Here is a 19,372-nt window from a genome sequence, read left to right as displayed (position 1 = left end):
TCGCGTGGAAGGACGCATGCCAGTGACCGAGGAAACACGCATGCGCGGGGGACAAGGGCTGGCCGAGGCCCTGGAGGATCACCTCGACCAGTGGTCCCGCCGCACCGGCATCGCGGTCGAGACCTGGGCGCTGCCGCAGGGCGACGTCGATCCGGGCGTCAGCCGCGCGGTCATGGCCGCCTTCGGTGAGGCACTGGCCAACGTCGAGCGGCACAGCGGGGCGCGGACGGTATCGGTGGCGGTCACGCTGGGCGCCTCGGGGCTGCGTATGACGGTCAGCGACGACGGCGTGGGCTTCTACGGCCCGGCCACCGGCCGGGGCACCGCGCTGATGCGCGCGGCCTTCACCGAACTCGGCGGCGCGCTCACCGTCCGTGGGGTGCCCGGCGAGGGCACCACGGTCACCGGCGTGATCCCGCGCCGCTGAGCGCCGCGCCACCCCGCCTCAGGGGAGGGTGAGGATCTCCCGGCCGTCGTCGGTGACGAGGATCGTGTGCTCGAACTGCGCGGTGCGGCGGCGGTCCCTGGTGACGGCGGTCCAGCCGTCGGGCCAGATGTCGTAGTCGATGGCGCCCAGCGTGAGCATCGGCTCGATGGTGAACGTCATGCCCGGCACCAGCGTGGTGGACAGCGACGGGTCGTCGTAGTGCGGCACGATCAGGCCGGAGTGGAACGTGGTGCCGATGCCGTGCCCGGTGAAGTCGCGTACCACGCCGTAGCCGAACCGCTTGGCGTACGCCTCGATGACCCGCCCCACCACGTTGAGCTGCCGCCCCGGGGCCACCGCCTTGATCGCCCGGTGGGTCGCCTCCCTGGTGCGCTCCACCAGCAGCCGCGACTCCTCATCGACCTCGCCGACCAGGAACGTGGCGTCGGTGTCGCCGTGCACCCCGCCGATGAACGCGGTGATGTCCACGTTGACGATGTCGCCGTCGCGCAGCACCGTGTCGTCGGGGATGCCGTGGCAGATGACCTCGTTGATCGACGTGCACAGCGACTTGGGGTAGCCGCGGTAGCCGAGCGTGCTGGGGTAGGCCCCGTGGTCGCACAGGAACTCGTGGCCGATGCGGTCCAGTTCGTCGGTGGTCACCCCGGGGGCGACGTGCCTGCCGACCTCCTCCAGCGCCTGCCCGGCCAGCCGGCCCGCGACCCGCATCTTCTCGATGATCTCCGGGGTCTTCACGTTGGGCTCGCCGGTCTTGGGGGCCTTCTTGCCGACGTACTCCGGCCGCTGGATGTGGGCGGGGACTTTGCGCATGGGCGAGATCCGCCCGGGCTGGAGCAGTGTCGTCATGGCGGCAAGTCTAGTTGGGCCCCGAAGCGGGCAGTATTCGTCACGTGAGCGGCAAATGGTGGTTCTGTCTGACGCATCTGCGAGTAGAGCCCGACGAGGGGTGCCCCAACAAGGACCGGATGGGTCCTTACGAGACCCGGGAAGCGGCGGCGCGCGCCCTGCAGACCGCCGCCGAGCGCAACGAGGCATGGCGCGAGGGCGACCGCAGGTGGGACGACGACTGACCCGCCCGTGCGGCGGGTCAGGAGGCGCCTACCGGCGTACGTGAGCGCGCGACCACGAGGGTGCGCCGGGACGGTGCGAGGGTGACGTTCTTGAGCAGCGCCGTCTCCGGGGCGAGCCCGTCTCCCGCGGTCAGTTCGACGCGGCCGAGCACCTCGCGGATGATCGCGCGCATCTCCAGCAGCGCGAGCTGCGCCCCCGCGCAGTAGCGGCGTCCGCCGCCGAACGGCATCCAGGACCGCTGCGCGCGCTCGGTGACGCCGTCCCCGCCGTGCTCCTGGGCCAGGAACCGCTCCGGGCGGAACGCGTCCGGGTCGGGGTAGGCGTCGGGGTCGCGGTGGATGAGCGAGATGAGCGGGGCGACGTACCACCCGGCCGGGATCTCGTACCCGCCGAGCGCGAGCGGCCGGTCCAGCAGCCGGGGGGCCTCGAAGACCACCGGGCGCGAGCGCAGCCCCTCCTTGATCACCGCGTCGAGGTAGTGGTCCTCGCCGGCCGCGAGGTCCGCGGAGAGCCGGTCGAGCGCCCGCGGGGTGCGGACCAGCCGCTCGAACGTCCAGGCCAGCCCGGTGGCGGTGGTCTCGTGCCCGGCCATCAGCATGGTGACCAGCTCGTCGCGGATCTCCTGGTCGGACATCGGCTCGCCGTTCTCGTCGGTGGCGGCCAGCAGGCGGGACAGCATGTCCGTCGCGTCCGGCCGGGGCGCGGCCCTGCGCCCGGCGATCTCGTCGAACAGCAGGGAGTCGAGGGCCTCGCGCAGCACCCCGAAGCGGGTGGTGGGCAGGTACGGCACGCGGCGCAGCAGCGGCGAGGCGATCATCCGGTCGATCATCCGGGCCGGCAGCATCAGGAACGAGCTCGTGCCCGTCGTCTCCAGCAGCTTCGGCAGCAGGGCGCGCAGCCGCCGCAGCCGCCCGGCCTCGGTGATGCCGAACACCAGCCGGATGATCACCTCCAGCGTGATGTCCTGCATCCGGTCGCGCAGCGCGAACGGCTCGCCGAGCGGCCAGCCGTCCACCGAGCGGCCGGCGATCCGCTCGATCTCGCCGCGCCACCCGGCGACGGCCTTGCCGTGCAGCGGCGGGCTGAGCAGCTTGCGGTGCCGTCGCCAGGGCTCGCCGTCCAGGCTGAGCAGCGAGTGCCTGCCGACCATCGGCTTCATGAACGCCCGGCGGACCTCCCCGGCCCGGCCGCCGCCGTCGCCGTCCAGCGCGTAGACGCGCTCGGCGAGCTCGGCGCTCGCGACGTAGACCTCGGGCGGGAAGCCGAAGTAGCGGATGGTGAACACCGGGCCGTGCTCGCGCGCCGAGGCACGGAAGAAGGCGTCCGGGTCGCGCATGAGGCGGTAGGTCTGCTGGACGGATGTGAGCCGAGGTCCGGGCGGTGGTGCGGGCATCGGGGCCCCCTTCCGATGGTTATGCGAACGATCGTCTTATGCGTTTGAATAGATTTGTATCATGGCTCCCGTGTCACGTGAACAGCCGGTGGGCGGCCACCGGGAGAGACTTCTCGCCGGAGCGGTGAGCTGCCTTCAGGAGAAGGGCTACGCCGCGACCACGGTCCGCGACCTCGTGGCCGCCTCGGGCACCAACATGGCCTCCATCGGCTACCACTTCGGTGGCAAGGAGGCACTGCTGCACGAGGCGCTGGAGGAGTGCTTCCGGCTGTGGACGGTAAGGGTCGAGCAGGCGGTCTTCGCCTCGGAGCAGGACGACGCGGACATGGCGGGCGCGCTGTCCCGAGGGCTCGCGGCCCTGCTGGAGGTGTTCAAGGAGTCCCGGCCGCTGCTGATCGCGTTCATTGAGGCGTTTCCGCCGGCCGCGCGCTCCGAGGCGCTGCGCGCCAGGCTGGCCGCCGCCTACGCCGAGGCCCGCGCCGCGGGCGTGGCCATGGTCCGCCGGGTCGCCGAGCGGACCGGCAGGCGGCCGCCGTTCGACCCGGAGGTGTTCGTCACCGTCATGATGGCCGTCCAGGACGGGCTGATCCTGCAGTGGCTGATCGACCCGGACAGCACGCCGGAGGCGGGCCAGGTGCTGGAGGTCTTCGCCGCGCTGCCGGAGATGACCGGCGGGGCGCGCTGACCCCCGCCGCGGGCGCGGTCAGTCCACGACGTGGGGGCCGCTCACCCGGTCGAGCAGGCGGGCCAGGCGCCCGCGCAGGCCGCGGCCGGCTCCGCGCTCGCCCGCGGCCATGCTGACCAGGTGCTGGGCCCCGTCGAAGGACACCGGGGCGTCGGCGGGGATGGACAGGGCGTCGTGGGCCAGGCCGGTAAGTTCGGGGTCGCCGCCGTCGCCGTCCAGGGCCAGGATGGTCGCGCCGGTGCGCCTGGCGTCGTCCAGCCGTTCGAGCAGGGGGACCGGCACGGCCGCTTCGGTGACCACGAACAGCGTCTCGCCGCGCCGGGCCGCGCCCAGGCGGTCCATGCCCACCCGCAGGTGCGGCGGCGCGCCCGGCGGTACCGACCAGCGCACCAGCGTCGGCGCGAGCTGCGGGAGATCCGCCAGCCGGGCCTCGTCGGCCAGGTGCGCGGTCACGTGCCAGGGCTCCTCGGCGGGGGTGCCCACCACCAGCAGCCCGCCGGGCGAGCGGGTCGCCCGCAGGCCGCGGGCGAAGTCACGGGTGCGCTCCACCCATCCGGTCGGCGCGAGGGCCTCGCGCAGGAACTCCACTGACGACGCGTCCATGGCTTCATGCTGCCGCAGCCACCCCGGGGGCGTCTCGCGATCGGCCGCCTGGCATGATTCCTGGTTACGGTGGCGATGAGGAGTGAGAATCGTGGCGGATGGCACGCTTACCGAGGTCGGGGCGCTTTCCCTGGGCATCTTGGGCGGGACCGGCGACCAGGGCAAGGGCCTGGCGAGGCGGTTCGCGCTGGCCGGGCAGCGGGTGCTGATCGGGTCCAGGAGCGCCGAACGGGCCCTGCAGGCCGCCGAGTCGATCGGGCACGGCGTGACGGCGGGCGAGAACGCCGAGGTCGCCGCCAAGGCCGACATCGTGATCGTCGCCGTGCCGTGGGACGGGCACAAGGCCACCTTGGAGGCGCTGCGCGAGCCGCTGACCGGCAAGATCGTCATCGACTGCGTGAACCCGCTCGGCTTCGACAAGCAGGGGGCCTACGCCCTGCCGGTCGAGGAGGGCAGCGCCGCCCAGCAGGCCGCCGCGGTGCTGACCGGCAGCCGGGTGGTCGCCGCCTTCCACCACGTCTCGGCCGTCACGCTGCTCGACCCCGAGGTCTCGGAGGTCGATCTCGACGTGCTGGTGCTGGGCGATGACCGTGAGGCCACCGACACCGTCCAGGCGCTGGCCTCGCGCATCCCCGGGGTACGCGGGATCTACGGCGGACGCCTGCGCAACGCCCACCAGGTCGAGGCGCTGACGGCCAACATCATCTCCATCAACCGCCGCCACAAGGCGCACGCGGGCATCCGCATCACCGACGTCTGAGCATCTCCGACGTCTGAGCATCTCCGGCGTCTGGGCATCTCCGGCGTCTGGGCATCTCCGGCGTCTGGGCATCTCCGGCGTCTGGGCATCTCCGGCGTCTGGGCATCTCCGGCGTCTGGGCATCTGCGGCGTCTGGGCATCTGCGGCGTAGGACGCCCGGCCGCTCCGGCCGGTCCCGGCGCATGGTGGGCGTGAGCGGCCGGGCCGCATTCATGGCCGCGGCTCGGGCATCGCCGTTCCTGTGCCATTTCCGGCGATCGGCCCGGACGCCGGGAAACGATTGTTCATATGGCGTCCCGCCCTGCCGTGTGTTTGAGTGAGTGCTATCGCGGCCGTCGCCGGGAAAACGGCGCTTGCCCACGGAGGGGCGGGGTCCAGGATGGTGAAGACCTTACGCGTGCTGCTGCCGTCGGCCGGTTTCGCCTGGCCCCCTTACGTGGTGCTGGCCCACCGGGCCGACGGCGAGCCGTGGTGGCTGCTTCTGCTGTACGTCCTGGCCATCGGCCTGGTGGCGGCGATCGCCGGCAAGGTGTTGCGCGCCCTGCTCGGGGGCGGGCCCGTGGGGGAGACGATTCTCATGCTGATCGGCCTCGTCCTGTCGGGCACTCTGTTCGGGTCCATCGCGGCCTTCGTCATCGCGCCGTTCAACGGCCAGCTCGGGCTGATGCCGTCCGCGCTGCTGCTCGGGACATATTCCATGGCGGTCAGTGCGGTGGTCGGCTACGGCGTTTTCAACCTGTCCTTTTCCGTCGGTCAGACGTCCTTCTTCTGGGGCGTCAGATCCCCGCTCGGCGTGGAGAGGTCATGGAGCCTCAAGGAAGGAAGCTCGACCAGAGATCTTGAGTGACGGCGGGCCGCCACTACGGTAGGGGCACATCTACCGGAGGTGACGGCGGCCATGCGGCGGTTCGAGGACAGAATCGTGATGATCACGGGGGCGGCGCACGGGATCGGGCTGGGGATCGCGGAGCGGCTGACCGGGGAGGGCGCCGCCGTCGCGGTGGCCGACGTGGACGCGGCGGCGGGGGAGCGCGCCGCCGCCCGCCTGGCCGCCGACGGGGCGCGGGCCGTGGCGGTCACGTGCGACGTGACCTCCGGGGAGTCCGTGGCGGCGGCGGTCGCCGCAGTCGTGGCCCGGTTCGGGCGGCTGGACGTGCTGGTCAACAACGCGGGCGGCGGACTGAACCTCCCCGACCTGGACGAGCTGACCGACGACGACTGGCACCGCCAGATCGACGTCACGCTGATGGGCGTGGTGCGCTGCGTACGGGCCGCGATGCCGCATCTGATCGGCTCGCCGCACGGCGGCAGCGTGGTGACCGTGGGGTCGATCAACGGGCTGGCGCCGTTCGGCTCGGTGGCCTACTCGGCCGCCAAGGCCGGGCTGCGCAACCTCACCGAGAACCTGGCGTCGCGGTGCGCCGCGGACGGGGTGCGGTTCAACCTGGTCGCGCCGGGCACCACCCGCACCAGAGCCTGGGACGACCAGCCGGACACACTGGACCGGATCGCCGCCACCATCCCGCTCGGCCGGATCGGACGCCCTGACGACATCGCCGCCGCCGTCGCCTTCCTGGCCTCCGCCGACGCGGCCTGGATCACCGGCGTCACCCTCCCGGTCGACGGCGGCGCGCTGCTGAACGCCGGGCGCGTCTTCCGCGACTTCGCCGGCCCGGCCCGCTGATGCCGCCGGGGCGGGGGCGGGTGCCACGCGCACGGGCGGCCGGGCGATCCTGGTTGTCATGAGCGAACTGCGCCCCGAGACCCGTGCCGTCCACCTGCCCAGGCCGCCGCTGAACGGCAGCGTCCCGATCACCACGCCGATCTACCAGACCTCCGGGTTCGTCTTCGACGACCCGGCCGTCTTCGCCGACGGCATGGGCCGCCCGGACGGCGCGTTCGTCTACGGCCGGCTGACCAACCCGACCGTGCGGACGCTGGAGGAGGCCGTGTCCGGGCTGGAGGGCGGCGTGGGCGCGCTCGCGACCTCCTCGGGCATGGCCGCGATCAACACCGTGCTGCTCGCGCTGGTCGGGCAGGGCGACCACGTGATCGCCCAGCGTGCCCTGTACGGCGGAACGGCCACCATGCTCACCGAACTGCGCGAGCGGTTCGGCGTCTCGGTCACCTACGTCCCCGAGGACGACCCGGAGGCGGTGCGCGCCGCCGTACGCCCCGAGACCCGGCTGCTGTACCTGGAGACGATCGCCAACCCGATGACGCAGGTGGCCGACCTGCCCGCGATGTGCGCGGCGGCGACGGAGGCGGGGGTGACCACCGTGGTGGACAACACCTTCGCCTCGCCCGTGCTGTGCCGGCCCATCGAGCACGGGGCCGACATCGTCATCCACTCCACCACCAAGTACCTGAGCGGGCACACCGACGTGGTGGGCGGCGTCGCGGTGTTCGCCTCCGAGGAGACCTACCGCAAGGTGTGGCGGTTCTCGGTGGACCTCGGCCCGACCCCCGACCCCTTCGCCGCCTGGCTCACCCTGCGCGGCATCCAGACGCTGCACCTGCGGATGGAGCGCCACTGCGACAACGCGCGCCTCCTGGCGACCCGGCTGGCCGCCCACCCGGCGGTCGCCGCTGTCCACTGGCCGGGCCTGGCCTCCCACCCCTCGCACGAGACGGCGACCAGGCTGCTGCCCGCCTTCGGCGGCGTGTTCGCCTTCGACCTGACGGGCGGGCGTGCGGCCGGCGAGCGGTTCATGAGCGCGCTGAAGCTGGCCCTGCTGGCCCCCTCCCTCGGCGGCGTCGAGACGCTGATCCTGCACCCGGCCACCACCTCGCACCGCGCCCTGTCCGCCGGGGAACTGGCCAGGCACGGCATCGGCGAGGGCACGGTCCGCGTCGCGGCCGGGATCGAGCACCCCGAGGACCTGTGGGCCGACTTCGAGCAGGCGCTCAGGACGTCCTGAGCAGCCCGGTCGCGTCGAGCGCCAGCACGGCCGCCACCGCGCCCACCGCGATCGCCCAGCCCACCGGGCCGACCGGGGCCGAGCCGAAGAAGTGGCTGAGCACCGGCGTCTGCACCACCACGGCCAGCACCGCCGCCGAGCCGAGGGCGCTCAGCAGCACGGCGCGGTCGCGGCCCCCCGCCTGGAGGGTCTGGGCGAGCTGGGCGCCCACCAGGGCCAGCAGGCCCACGGTCCGGGCGCGGGCGCGGGTGCCGGTGAACCGGGCCACCGTCCAGGCGATCCCGGCGGCGGCGGTCGTGATCACGGCCCGCCGTACGATGTCGCGGTTCAGCGCCCGCCCGAGCGAGGACTCCGGGCCCTCCTGGAGCAGCCCGGCCGCGGTGCCGGTGGACGGCGCGCGCAGCGCGATGGCCAGCGAGGGGGCCAGGTCGGTGAGCAGGTTCACCAGCAGCAACTGACGGGCCGACAGCGGCGAGGAACCGGAGAGCAGCGACCCGAGCAGGGTGAAGGCGATCTCGCCGAGGTTCCCGCCGACCAGGATGGCCAGCGCCGAGCGCACCGACGCCCACAGCGCCCGGCCCTCCACCAGCGCGTGGACGATGGTCTCCAGCCGGTCGTCGGCGACCACCAGATCGGCCGCGGCGCGGGCGGCGGGGGTGCCGGTGCCGCCCAGGGCGATGCCGACGTCGGCCAGCCGGATGCCGGCGGCGTCGTTCGCGCCGTCGCCGGTCATCGCGATCGTGCGGCCCAGCTTCTGGAAGCAGCGCACCACCTTGACCTTCTGCGCGGGGGTGCAGCGGGCCACGACGTCCGCGCCGGGCAGCCGGCGGCGCAGCTCCTCGTCGTCCATCTCCTCAAGCTCCGCGCCGGTCAGGACGTGCGGCTCGCGCTCGCCGGGGAGCAGGCCGGCGGCCACCGCGCCCGCCGTGCCCGGATGGTCGCCGGTGAGCATCACGATCTGTACGCCCGCCGCGCGCAGCCGGGCCAGGGCGGGGCTGGCCGCCCGCCGTACCACGTCGGCGAGCCCGAGCAGGCCGACGAAGACCAGTTCGCCCACGTCGTCGTCCGACGGCTCCGGGGCGGCCCGCCAGGAGGCGGGCAGGCGGCGCTCGGCCACGGCGAGGACCCGGTGCCCGGACTCGGCCAGGGCGTGGACCCGCTTGTCCAGGCGGCGCCGCTCGGCCGCGGTGAGCGGCCGGTCCTCCCCGCCCAGGCGGATCAGCGTGCAGCGCGGTAGCACCGTCTCCGGCGCGCCCTTCACGCTCAGCAGGTGGCCGCCGCCCACCCGGCCGACGGTCGCGTGGAAGCCGCGGGACGGCTCGAACGGCAGCGCCGCCACCTCCTGCCAGCCCCGCGAGCCGGTCCTGCGGGTCACCTTGACCTGCTCGGCGCCCTCGGCGACCGCCGCGTCCGTCAGGTGGCTGTGCTCCCCGTCGTGCCCGCGCTGGGGGGTGGCCCGCACCCCCGCGGCCAGTACCCGGGCCAGGTCGGCGTCCAGGTCGTCCAGCGGACGTTCGCGGCGGGCGTCGGCGACCCTGGTGAGCCGGATCTCGCCCACGGTGAGCGTCCCGGTCTTGTCGAAGCAGAGCACCTCGACCCGGCCCAGGGCCTCGATGATGCGAGGGTCGCGTACGTGTACCCCGTGCGCCGACAGCCGCCGGGTGGCGGCCAGTTGCGCCGCGCTGACCAGCAGCGGCAGCCCCTCGGGCACCGCGGCCACGGCCAGGTTGACGCCCTCGCCCAGCGAGTCGCGCAGCGGCCGGCCGCGCGCCAGGCCGGACAGCACGATCGTGGCGGCGGCGGCCAGCGCGATCGGCGTGGTCGCCCGGGTGATCTGCGCCAGCCGGTCGGCGACCCCGCTCACCTGCGGCTTATCCCCGGCCGCCGCCATCGCCCGGCCCGTCTCGGTGTCCTCGTCCACGGCGACCACCACGACCTTGGCCGTACCGGCCGCGATCGAGGTGCCCTCGTACAGCATGCTGCGCCGCTCGGCGACCTCCCTGGCGCGCAGCGGCGCGGGATCCTTGGCGACCGGCAGCGACTCGCCGGTCAGCGCGGACTCGTCGGCCTCCAGCCCGTCCGCCTCGATGATCCGGCAGTCGGCGGGCACCACCTGACCGGCCGACAGCAGCACGATGTCGCCGGGGACCAGGTCGCGGGCGTCGGCGTGGCGCACCCGGCCGCCGCGCAGCACCATCGCGGGGACCCGCATGTGCCGTGCCAGGCCCGCGAGGGTCCGCGCGGTGGCGGTCCGCTGCGCGCCACCGATCAGCGCGGACATGCCCATCACGGCGAGGATCAGGCCCGCGTCCACGAACGAGCCGATCGCGGCCGAGCCCGCCGCGCCCGAGGCGAGCACCGGCGTGAACGGATTGGCCAGTTCGGCCACCACCCCACCGGCCAGCGACTGCCGCTCGGCCGCCGGGCGGGGACGCCGCTCGCGGGGGACGTCCGGCAGGCCCTCAGGGTGCGCGCCGAGTTCGGCCAGGACGTCCTCGACCGGCATGGAGTGCCAGGGGACCCGCTTGGCGGGCTCGCGGATCGGGTCGCGTACCGCGCGCCAGGCCCGCCACGCGCCCTGGCCGATGGAAAGGCAGGAGGCCGCGCCGATCACGGACAGGGCCTGCCGCGCCGACCGGCTCTCGTGGCCGGTCAGGGTGAGCATGGCGGCCACGGCGGTGCCGGCGCGGGCCAGCCGTACGCCGTCCTCGCTGACCCGGCGGGCCACCTCGACGGCCGCGATCAGGTGCACGGCGGGGGCCGGGCCGCCGGGCAGGAGCAGGGCCGCGCCCCACGGGGGCGGGCCGTCGCCGTCCGGCACGCCGAGCCCGCAGTCGGCGGCGGCCAGCGCGGGGCCGTCCGACGACACCAGGAGCACGCCGCCGCCCTCCCGTTGCAGCCCGTGCACCTCGGCGGTACCCGGCTCGGCGATCGTGACGAACCGCAGGCCCGCCCGCGCGGCGGCGGCCTCGATGACCTCCCCGTACGGCGAGCCGCGCAGCGTACGCTCCGACACGGCCACGGTGTCGATCCGGTCCAGGCGGCGCAGCGCCCGCCGATCGATGATCACGATCCCGCGGCGGGCCAGCACCGCGCCCAGTTCGGCGGCGAAGGTGTCGCGGCCGGCCATGGCCGGCTTGGGGGTGAAGATCATCGCGGTCTGCAGGCCGCGCCGGGGCGCCGAGGTGAGCAGCGCGCCGACCACCCCGCCCAGCGGCGCGCCCGTCATGAGCTGGTCCGCGTAACGTTCGGCGGGCCCCGGCGGCAGCGGCACCGGCCGTACGGCGGGGCGCAGCCCGGACGCGGCCCGCTCCGGGGTGCCGGTCAGCCGTTCCTCGGCGGCCCGCCAGGCCGCCGCCAGCGCGCGCGACTCGCGTACCTGCACGACCCGCTGCGCCGTGTCGGCGATCAGCCCGGTCACGCCGGGGGCGAGACCCTGGGCGGCGGCCCCCATGACGGGCAGCCACGCCTTGAGGATGTCGGTGTGCGCGGCCCTGCCGACCGCCTGGCGCAGTCGCGGCATGGTGTCGATCAGCCCGACCAGACCGGCCGCCTCGGCGGGCAGCGGCGTCCGCCGCAGCACCCATTCCAGGACGGTCGCCGCCATGCCGCCGAGGTCGGCGGCGAGCACCAGGCCGGGCGGGGGCTCCTCGGGCGTGGCGGCGTGCGCCGGCTCCTTGGGGGCGTGCTCGGCCTTGCGCTCGGCCTCGTCCAGCGCGGCGAGCAGTGCCCTGGTGTCGGGGGCGGGGTCGCCGATCGCGACGATCACGCGTCCGGCCGGTTCGTTGACGCGCGCCCAGCGGACGCCGGGGATGACCTGGAGGGCGGTCTCGATCTCGGTCGTGGGGGCGGGTTCGCACAGCAGCTCAAGGTGGATTCGGCCGGGGTAGGTCCAGGTGGACCTGCCCAGCAGTGGTCCGGCGATCGTCGTGGCGACGTCCGCCAGCCAGTGCAGGGGGCCGGGCAGGCGGCCGAGTCCGAATGGCATGACCGGGCAATACCCGGCATCAGCCGGTCAGTCCTGAGATCAGGTGAAATCTTGGTGAATCGCTGATCCGGGGGTGTCGGCTATCTTGGAACGTCGGCCGGGGCACGGGGGGGACCTATGGACGAGACGCCGGACGAGATAGCGCGGGCGGCCAGCCGTATCAGCGGACATGTCCGGCGCACGCCGGTGATCGAGGCCGAGCCGGGGCTGTACTTCAAGCTGGAGTTCCTGCAGCACGCCGGGTCCTTCAAGCCGCGCGGGGCGTTCAACCGCATCCTGTCGGCCCGTGAGGCGGGCGCGCTGCCCGAGGTGGGGGTGATCGCGGCCAGCGGCGGCAACCACGGGCTCGCCGTCGCGCACGCCGCCCGGACGCTCGGCATCCGCGCCGAGATATTCGTGCCCGAGGTGACCGCCGCGGTGAAGGTGGCCGGGCTGCGGGCGCTCGGCGCCGAGGTCCACCAGACCGGCTCGCTGTACGCCGACGCCCGCGCGGCCTCGCTCAAGCGGGCCGCCGAGACCGGCGCGCTCGACGTCCACGCCTACGACCAGCCCGAGATCGTGACAGGCCAGGCCACGCTCGGGCGCGAACTGCTCGGCCAGGTACCCGATCTCGGCGCGGTGCTGGTCGCGGTGGGCGGCGGCGGGCTCGCCGCGGGGATCGCCGCGGCGCTCGGCGGGACCGAGCGGGTGGTGGCGGTGGAGCCGGAGCGCAGCCCCACCCTGCGGGAGGCCCTTTCGCGGGGCGCGCCCGTGGACGTGCAGGTGGGCGGCGTGGCCGCCGACTCCCTCGGCGCGAGCCGGCTCGGCTCGATCGCCTTCGGCCTGCTGTCCGGTGTGCGCAGCCTGCTGGTGCCGGACGAGGCGATCGTCACGGCCCGGCGGGAGCTGTGGCAGCGGTACCGGATCGCGGTCGAGCCCGCCGGCGCGACCGCCTACGCGGCCCTGCTCACCGGCGCCCACCGCCCGGCCCCCGGCGAAAGCACCGCCATCGTCCTCTGCGGCGCCAACACCGACCCCGCCGACCTCCACGCCCGCCCCTCCTGACTGCGGCCCAGCCTCTCCAGGTGGGGACGGCGGGGGAGTGCGGCCCCGGGCCTTGGGATGCGGGGGCCCGCCCATTGCCTGGGCGGGCCGGGTGGGGTGGGTCAGCGGTAGCTGTGCTCGGCGGTGGGGAAGGCGCCGGTGGACACCTCGGCGGCGAAGTCGCGGACCGCGCGGTCCATCTCGCCGGCCAGGTCGGCGTACTTCTTGACGAACCTGGCCGGGTGCGGCGTCAGCCCCATGAGGTCCTGCCAGACGAGGACCTGGGCGTCGGTGCCCGGGCCGGCCCCGATGCCGATGGTCGGGATCGACAGCGAGGCGGTGACCCGCTCGGCCAGCTCGGCAGGTACACACTCAAGGACGACGGAGAACGCGCCCGCGTGCTCCAGCGCCTTGGCGTCGGCCATCAGCTCGTCGCCCGCCTCGCCGCGCCCCTGCACGCGGTAGCCGCCGAACGCGTTGACCGACTGGGGGGTCAGCCCCAGGTGGGCCATCACCGGAATGCCCGCCGAGACCAGCGTCTCGACCTGGGGCAGGATCCGGCGCCCGCCTTCGACCTTGACCGCGTGGACGCCCGCCTCCTTCATGAAGCGGGCCGCGCTCTCAAGCGCTTGCTGCGGTGAGGACTGATAGGAGCCGAACGGCAGGTCGGCGACCACCAGGGCCCGCGAGGACCCCCGGACGACCGCCGCGGCGAGCGGCAGGAGATCGTCCACCGAGACGGGGATGGTGGAGTCGTACCCGTAGACCACCATCGCGGCCGAGTCGCCGACCAGCAGCACGGGGATGCCCGCCTGGTCGAAGACGCGCGCGGTCATCGCGTCGTAGGCGGTGACCATCGGCCAGCGCTCGCCGCGCTGCCTGGCGGCGGCGATGTCGCGGACGGTGACCCTTCTGCCGGCCTGGCCGCCGTACAGGGCGGTCGGCGAGCCGGTGGCCGGGGAAGCGGTGGTACCTGACGTTGATACGGACATGGCAGAGGACATCGTGGATCCCTCCAGGCCTCGAAGCGCCCCTGTGGCGTCTCCGGACCCTTCGATGATGGCACGCCCCGTCGCGCGGTGACACCCCTGGTTCCAACCACGGGTCCGCTGCGGGTAATCCCTTTCCGAAATGTCACACCGAACCGGCAGAATAGCTCGGGAGGTAAGTGACGAAATGGACTTAACGCCTTACAAGCGGGTGCTGGCGGTCCCCGGGGTGCGGACGCTGCTGCTGGTCGGGCTCCTCGCCCGGATCCCCGTGACGGCCACCGGCATGGCGCTGACCATGCACGTGCTCCACGGCATGAAGCTGAACTTCACCCAGGCGGGCCTGGTGGGCGCGATCATCACCGTGGGCATGGCGATCAGCGCGCCGGTGGCCGGGCGCTTCATCGACAAGAAGGGGCTGCGCCCGGTGATCGCGATCACCACCGTGGCCCAGCTCGTCTTCTGGCTGACCGCCCCGACGCTGCCCTACCTCGCGCTGCTCGTCTCCGCCGCGCTGTCGGGCCTGCTCACCCTGCCGCTGTTCAGCGTGATCCGGCAGTGCGTGGCCGCGGTGCTCCCCGCCGAGCGGCGCAGGACGGGGTTCGCGCTGGACTCCATGGCCGTGGAGCTGTCGTACATGATCGGCCCCGCCGCCGGAGTCGGGCTGGTGCTCGGGCTCGGCAGCGGCTGGGCTCTGGCGCTCGTGGGATTCGGGCTGGTCGCGGCGGGCGCGGCGCTGCTGGTGCTCAATCCGCCGACCCGTTCGGCGGAGGAGGACGCGGAGTCCGCGGGCGCGCCCGTCGTACCCAGGAGGCAGTGGCTCGGCATGGGGGTGATCACCCTGCTGGGCACGGTCTCGGCGCTGACGTTCGTGCTCACCGCCACCGAGCTGTCGCTGGTGGCCGTGCTGAAGGACGGGCACGCGACGGAGTGGACCGGTCTGGTGATCGGGCTGTGGTGCTTCTACTCGCTGGTCGGCGGATTCGTCTACGGTGGCCTGCCCCGGGCGCTCTCGCCGCTGCTGCTGACCGCCGGGCTGTGCGCGTTCACCGCTCCGCTCGGCCTGGTCACCGGCGGCTGGGGCTGGCTCTGCCTGGCACTGATCCCGGCCGGCCTGCTGTGCGCCCCGGCGCTCGCGTCCTCGGTGGACGCGCTGACCCAGTGGACGCCGCCGTCCGTGCGCGGTGAGGCGATGGGCCTGCACTCGACCGCGCTGACCATCGGCATGGCGGCGGCCGGGCCGGTCGCGGGGGCGGTGATCGACGGGTACGGCCCGGGGTGGGCGTTCCTGGCCACGGGCGTGCTCGCGGCGGTGTTCGTGCTGGTCGCGACGCCGTTCTGGCGGCGTGCGCCCCGGGAGGTCAAGGAGCCGGGACCGGCGTCGGCCTCGGCGTGACGAGTGTCACGCCCTATTCCGAAACGGGACTGTTGCGTATCGAAATATGATCCGCTACGGTTGCGTTGCGAAACTTACGCGTATCGAAATTCTGTAGTTGGTGGGGGCCCGTCTTGGAAGCTCATACCGGCCATCCACGCCGATGGCCGATCCTCGGTGTGCTGGTGTTCAGCCTGCTCGCCGTGGTGCTGGACAACACCATTCTCAACGTCGCGCTGAAGACGATCGCCGACCCCGTGCACGGGCTCGGCGCCTCGCAGAGCGAGCTGGAGTGGGCGATCAACTCCTACACGCTCGTCTTCGCCGGGCTGCTGTTCACCTTCGGGGTGGTGGGCGACCGCACCGGGCGGCGGCGGATGCTGCTCGCCGGCATGGTGGTGTTCGGGTTGTCGTCGCTGGCCAGCGCCTACGCCCAGGACCCGATGCAGCTCATCGTCGCACGGGCCTTCATGGGCATCGGCGGCGCGGCGATCATGCCGGCCACCCTGGCGATCATCTCCAACGTCTTCCCGCCGAAAGAGCGCGGCCGGGCGATCGGGATCTGGGCGGCGGGCGTCGGCCTGGCCGTCGCGGTCGGGCCGATCACCGGCGGCCTGCTGATCGAGCACTTCTGGTGGGGCTCGGTCTTCCTGGTCAACGTTCCGGTGGTGGCGATCAGCGTCGTGCTCATCGCGCTGGTGGTGCCCGAGTCGCGTGACCCGAAGCCGTCCAGGCTCGACCCGGTCGGCGTGGTGCTGTCCATCATCGGTCTGGTCGCCGTGACGTACGGCATCATCAGGGCCGGCGAGCTGGCCACCATCGCCAGCCCGCAGGCGCTCGTCCCGCTGCTCGGCGGCCTCGCCGTACTGGCCGTCTTCGCCTGGTACGAGCGGCGCATCGACCACCCGGCCTTCGATGTGACCTACTTCCGCGACATGCGCTTCTCCATCGCCATCGGCATGGTCGGCATCGTGTTCTTCGCGATGATGGGCACGATGTTCTTCCTGGCCTTCTACCTCCAGACGGTGCTGGGCTTCAGCGCCCTGGAGTCGGGCGTGCTGATGATCCCGTTCGCCGCGGCGCAGCTCATCTTCGCCCCGCTCAGCCAGCGGGTGGCCGACCGCTTCGGCGGCAAGGCGTCGGCCGGCGTGAGCATGGTGGTCGTCGCGCTGATGATCGGCGCGTACGCGCTGATGGACGAGAACACGCCGATCCCGCTGATGGTCGTGCTCTTCTTCGTGCAGGGCGCGGCGATGGCCAACATCATGCCGCCCGCCACCACCGCGATCATGAACGCGCTGCCCAGGGAGAAGGCGGGCGTCGGGTCCGCGATGAGCAACACCGTCCGCCAGGTCGCCGGAGCGCTCGGCGTGGCCATCCTCGGATCGCTGCTGTCGGCGGTCTACCGGGACGGCATCGCGCCCTCTCTGACCATCCTGCCCGAGGCCGCCCGGCACGAGGCGGGGGAGTCGCTGCCCGCCACCATGGCCGTCGCGCAGAGCCTCGGCGAGGCGGGCCAGGTCCTCATCGCCCCGGCCAAGGCCGCCTTCGTGAGCGGGATGCACGTCACCGCCGCGGCCTCCGCGGTGATCGCACTGCTGGGCGCGGTGATGGTGTTCCGCTGGCTGCCGGGCAAGACCAAGCCCGCGGAGCCGTCGCTACCGCAGGAACATGAGAAGGAACCGGCTGTAGTGTGAGGGTCTGATGACGACCTATGGAACGGCCGAAGGGGCGGTCCGCGCGGCGGGCCGTCCCCGTTCCGCGAAGGCGGAGAAGGCCATCATCGACGCGGTGCTCGACCTGATGGGCGACGGGATCGCGATCTCGGAGCTGACCATCGAGGCCGTCGCGGCGCGCGCGGGCGTGGGCAAGACCACGATCTACCGCCGCTGGTCCAACAAGGAAGACCTGGTGGTCGACGCCATGGCGACGCTCAAGGCGCCGCTGCCGCCGATGCCCGGCACCTCGGTCCGCGACGATCTGCACGTCTACCTCGGCGCGATCCAGCGGGAGGTGGAGGACCCCCGGGCCCGCTGCGTGATGGCCATCGCGATGGGCGAGTCCGAGCGGCACCCCCGGCTGGTCCAGCGGGTGCGCGAGGTCACCATCGCGCCGCGCCGCAAGGCGCTGCGGGCCGTGCTCGCCCGCGGGGTCGCGAACGGCGAGCTGCGGCACGACCTCAACATCGAGATCGCGATGGCCGCCGTGGTCGGCGCCATGATGTGGTACATGAAGTGGCCCGACGTGCACGAGGTGCCCGGCGACCTGGCCGCGCTTGTCGCCGACGAGCTACTGGCGGGCATGCGCGCGGCCTGAGCCGCGCCGCTACGTCGTCGTCTCGCGCCAGCGGTTGGTGATGGGCAGCCTGCGGTCCCGGCCGAAGTTCTTCGGGGTGATCTTCGGCCCCGGGGGATACTGCCTGCGCTTGTACTCCGCCGCGTCCACCAGGCGGATCACCCGGGCGACCAGCTCGGCGTCGTGCCCGGCGGAGATCAGCTCCGCCGCGCCCATGTCGCGCTCGACGTAGTCGTCCAGCAGCCGGTCCAGCAGGTCGTAGGCGGGCAGCGAGTCGGTGTCGCGCTGGCCGGGCCGCAGCTCGGCGCTGGGCTCCTTCTCGATCGAGTTGGGCGGGATCGGCGGGCCGCCGAAGTCGCGTACGAAATCGCCCGCCCCGCGCTGCTCGTTGCGCCACCTGGCGAGCTGCCAGACCATCGTCTTGGGCACGTCCTTGATCGGTGCGTATCCGCCCGCCGAATCGCCGTACAGGGTGGAGTAACCGGTCGCGAGCTCGCTCTTGTTGCCCGTCGTCAGCACCAGGTGGCCGTGCTCGTTGGACAGGCTCATCAGCAGCATGCCGCGCACCCGCGCCTGGAGGTTCTCCGCCGACAGGCCGCTCAACTGGATCTCTTTCTCGAAGGCGTTGACGATTCCCTCGATCGGCACCAGCCGGTCCTGAAGACCCTGCCGTTCCACCAGGTCACGCGCGTCGGACACGGAGTGCTCCGAGGAGTGGCGCGAGGGCATGAGCACCACGTGGACGCGGTCCGGGCCGATCGCGTCGGCGGCGATGGTGGCGGTCAGCGCCGAGTCGATGCCGCCGGAAAGGCCCAGGATCACCGAGCGGAAGCCGTTCTTGGCCACGTAGTCGCGCACGCCCAGCACCAGCGCCGAGTAGACCTCGGCCCGGTCGTCGAGCCGGTCGGCCAGCCGCGGCGGGGCGGGCGGCGCCGGGCAGGGCCGGACCTCGCCCAGCGTGGTCCGCTCGACCGTGATCGCGGTGCCGTCGTGGGCGTCGTAGGCGGACGGCCCCCGCGGCGCGTCCTGCCCGGCGGCGGGCACCTCCAGGTCGGCGACCAGAAGTTCCTCCACGAACCGCGCGGCCCTGGCGACCGGCTCGCCGTCCGGCCCGACGATGACCGAGTCGCCGTCGAAGATCAGCTCGTCCTGCCCGCCGACCTGGTTGACGTAGGCCAGCGCGCATCCGGCCTCGCGCGCCCGGCGGGCGACCAGCTCCAGGCGGACGTCGTCCTTGTCCTTCTCGTACGGCGAGGCGTTGGGCACCACCAGCAGCCCCGCGCCCGCCTGCGCGACCACCGCGACCGGCCCGCCCTCCTGCCAGAGGTCCTCGCAGACCGCGACCGCCACGTCGGCGCCGTTCAGCCGGAAGATCGGCAGCCGGTCGCCCCGGACGAAGTAGCGGTACTCGTCGAAGACGCCGTAGTTGGGCAGGTGGTGCTTGGCGGTGCGGGCCACGACGGCCCCGCGGTGCAGCAGCGCGGCGGCGTCGAGCGGGGCGCCCTTGGGCTGCCCCACGCGCGGCGCGAGACCGGCCCGGTCGACGTACCCCGCCACCACGGCGATCTCGCCCAGCCCCTCATCGGCCAGGCGTACCGCAAGCTCCTCCAAGGCGGCGATGGACGCCTCCACGAACGAGGTGCGCAGCACGAGGTCCTCCGCCGGATAACCGGTCAGGAACATCTCGGGGAACACCACCAGGTGCGCGCCCCGGTCGGCGGCGCGGCGGGTCCACCCCACCAGCTTGGCGGCGTTGCCGGTCAGGTCGCCGACGGTGGGGTTGGTCTGGGCCAGGGCGATGCGCAGGTGTACCACGCTGCC

The 19,372-nt window shown here is 73.4% G+C and carries 17 protein-coding genes; 11 read left to right on the top strand and 6 right to left on the bottom strand.

Features of this window, described 5'->3' with window-relative positions; genetic code table 11:
* The first annotated feature begins 40 nt into the window (after positions 1 to 40).
* Positions 41 to 427: a sensor histidine kinase gene (locus ACH34R_RS02195; protein WP_397559581.1), complete on the top strand. Its 387-nt coding sequence runs from the start codon at positions 41 to 43 to the stop codon at positions 425 to 427.
* A gap of 18 nt (positions 428 to 445) precedes the next feature.
* Here ACH34R_RS02195 and map read toward each other — a convergent pair whose 3' ends face one another.
* Entirely contained in the window at positions 446 to 1,294 is an 849-nt protein-coding gene (gene map, locus ACH34R_RS02190) for a type I methionyl aminopeptidase (RefSeq protein ID WP_397559580.1), read from the bottom strand.
* A gap of 44 nt (positions 1,295 to 1,338) precedes the next feature.
* Here map and ACH34R_RS02185 point away from each other — a divergent pair, with 44 nt between their 5' ends.
* Positions 1,339 to 1,518, top strand: coding sequence for a hypothetical protein (locus ACH34R_RS02185; protein WP_397559579.1), 180 nt, complete (start codon positions 1,339 to 1,341; stop codon positions 1,516 to 1,518).
* A 17-nt stretch (positions 1,519 to 1,535) separates the two neighbouring features.
* On the opposite strand, the gene ACH34R_RS02180 is transcribed toward ACH34R_RS02185, so the two are convergent.
* Positions 1,536 to 2,912: a cytochrome P450 gene (locus ACH34R_RS02180; protein WP_397559578.1), complete on the bottom strand. Its 1,377-nt coding sequence runs from the start codon at positions 2,910 to 2,912 to the stop codon at positions 1,536 to 1,538.
* 70 nt (positions 2,913 to 2,982) lie between these two features.
* On the opposite strand from ACH34R_RS02180, the gene ACH34R_RS02175 reads away from it, so the two are divergent.
* Positions 2,983 to 3,597: a TetR/AcrR family transcriptional regulator gene (locus tag ACH34R_RS02175; protein WP_397559577.1), complete on the top strand. Its 615-nt coding sequence runs from the start codon at positions 2,983 to 2,985 to the stop codon at positions 3,595 to 3,597.
* 18 nt (positions 3,598 to 3,615) lie between these two features.
* Here the strand turns inward: ACH34R_RS02175 and ACH34R_RS02170 are convergent, their stop codons facing one another.
* The gene (locus tag ACH34R_RS02170; RefSeq protein ID WP_397559576.1) at positions 3,616 to 4,200 is read right to left on the bottom strand and encodes a hypothetical protein; all 585 of its coding nucleotides are present in this window, start codon (positions 4,198 to 4,200) and stop codon (positions 3,616 to 3,618) included.
* 91 nt (positions 4,201 to 4,291) lie between these two features.
* Between ACH34R_RS02170 and npdG the strand changes: the two genes are divergently transcribed.
* The 4 genes from npdG to ACH34R_RS02150 all read left to right on the top strand — a co-directional run bounded on the left by npdG (position 4,292) and on the right by ACH34R_RS02150 (position 7,881).
* Complete coding sequence (npdG, locus tag ACH34R_RS02165; RefSeq protein ID WP_397559575.1) at positions 4,292 to 4,960, top strand: NADPH-dependent F420 reductase; 669 nt, start codon at positions 4,292 to 4,294, stop codon at positions 4,958 to 4,960.
* Between the two features lie 379 nt (positions 4,961 to 5,339).
* Positions 5,340 to 5,807 carry a hypothetical protein gene (locus ACH34R_RS02160; protein ID WP_397559574.1) on the top strand — a complete coding sequence of 156 codons (468 nt, stop codon included), beginning with the start codon at positions 5,340 to 5,342 and terminating at the stop codon, positions 5,805 to 5,807.
* Positions 5,808 to 5,858: 51 nt separating this feature from the next.
* On the top strand, positions 5,859 to 6,644 hold the full coding sequence (locus ACH34R_RS02155) for an SDR family NAD(P)-dependent oxidoreductase (RefSeq protein ID WP_397559573.1): 786 nt from the start codon (positions 5,859 to 5,861) through the stop codon (positions 6,642 to 6,644).
* A 58-nt stretch (positions 6,645 to 6,702) separates the two neighbouring features.
* Complete coding sequence (locus tag ACH34R_RS02150) at positions 6,703 to 7,881, top strand: trans-sulfuration enzyme family protein (RefSeq protein WP_397559572.1); 1,179 nt, start codon at positions 6,703 to 6,705, stop codon at positions 7,879 to 7,881.
* Here ACH34R_RS02150 and ACH34R_RS02145 read toward each other — a convergent pair.
* Positions 7,868 to 11,869, bottom strand: coding sequence for an HAD-IC family P-type ATPase (locus tag ACH34R_RS02145; protein WP_397559571.1), 4,002 nt, complete (start codon positions 11,867 to 11,869; stop codon positions 7,868 to 7,870). The two genes, ACH34R_RS02150 and ACH34R_RS02145, sit on opposite strands and share 14 nt — an antisense overlap.
* Positions 11,870 to 11,986: 117 nt before the next feature.
* On the opposite strand from ACH34R_RS02145, the gene ACH34R_RS02140 reads away from it, so the two are divergent.
* Positions 11,987 to 12,913: a threonine/serine dehydratase gene (locus ACH34R_RS02140; protein ID WP_397559570.1), complete on the top strand. Its 927-nt coding sequence runs from the start codon at positions 11,987 to 11,989 to the stop codon at positions 12,911 to 12,913.
* Positions 12,914 to 13,014: 101 nt separating this feature from the next.
* Here ACH34R_RS02140 and panB read toward each other — a convergent pair whose 3' ends face one another.
* Complete coding sequence (gene panB, locus ACH34R_RS02135) at positions 13,015 to 13,884, bottom strand: 3-methyl-2-oxobutanoate hydroxymethyltransferase (protein ID WP_111170711.1); 870 nt, start codon at positions 13,882 to 13,884, stop codon at positions 13,015 to 13,017.
* A 184-nt stretch (positions 13,885 to 14,068) separates the two neighbouring features.
* On the opposite strand from panB, the gene ACH34R_RS02130 reads away from it, so the two are divergent.
* The 3 genes from ACH34R_RS02130 to ACH34R_RS02120 all read left to right on the top strand — a co-directional run bounded on the left by ACH34R_RS02130 (position 14,069) and on the right by ACH34R_RS02120 (position 17,572).
* The gene (locus ACH34R_RS02130; RefSeq protein ID WP_397559569.1) at positions 14,069 to 15,277 is read left to right on the top strand and encodes an MFS transporter; all 1,209 of its coding nucleotides are present in this window, start codon (positions 14,069 to 14,071) and stop codon (positions 15,275 to 15,277) included.
* A 158-nt stretch (positions 15,278 to 15,435) separates the two neighbouring features.
* Complete coding sequence (locus ACH34R_RS02125; RefSeq protein ID WP_397559568.1) at positions 15,436 to 16,953, top strand: MFS transporter; 1,518 nt, start codon at positions 15,436 to 15,438, stop codon at positions 16,951 to 16,953.
* Positions 16,954 to 16,960: 7 nt separating this feature from the next.
* Positions 16,961 to 17,572 carry a TetR/AcrR family transcriptional regulator gene (locus ACH34R_RS02120; protein ID WP_397559567.1) on the top strand — a complete coding sequence of 204 codons (612 nt, stop codon included), beginning with the start codon at positions 16,961 to 16,963 and terminating at the stop codon, positions 17,570 to 17,572.
* A gap of 9 nt (positions 17,573 to 17,581) precedes the next feature.
* On the opposite strand, the gene ACH34R_RS02115 is transcribed toward ACH34R_RS02120, so the two are convergent.
* The gene (locus ACH34R_RS02115) at positions 17,582 to 19,366 is read right to left on the bottom strand and encodes an NAD+ synthase (protein ID WP_397559566.1); all 1,785 of its coding nucleotides are present in this window, start codon (positions 19,364 to 19,366) and stop codon (positions 17,582 to 17,584) included.
* Positions 19,367 to 19,372 lie beyond the last annotated feature (6 nt).

Source organism: Spongiactinospora sp. 9N601 (assembly GCF_044326295.1).
In the GTDB taxonomy this organism is placed as follows: domain Bacteria; phylum Actinomycetota; class Actinomycetes; order Streptosporangiales; family Streptosporangiaceae; genus Spongiactinospora; species Spongiactinospora gelatinilytica.
This window is presented reverse-complemented; position numbering and strand designations above follow the sequence as displayed.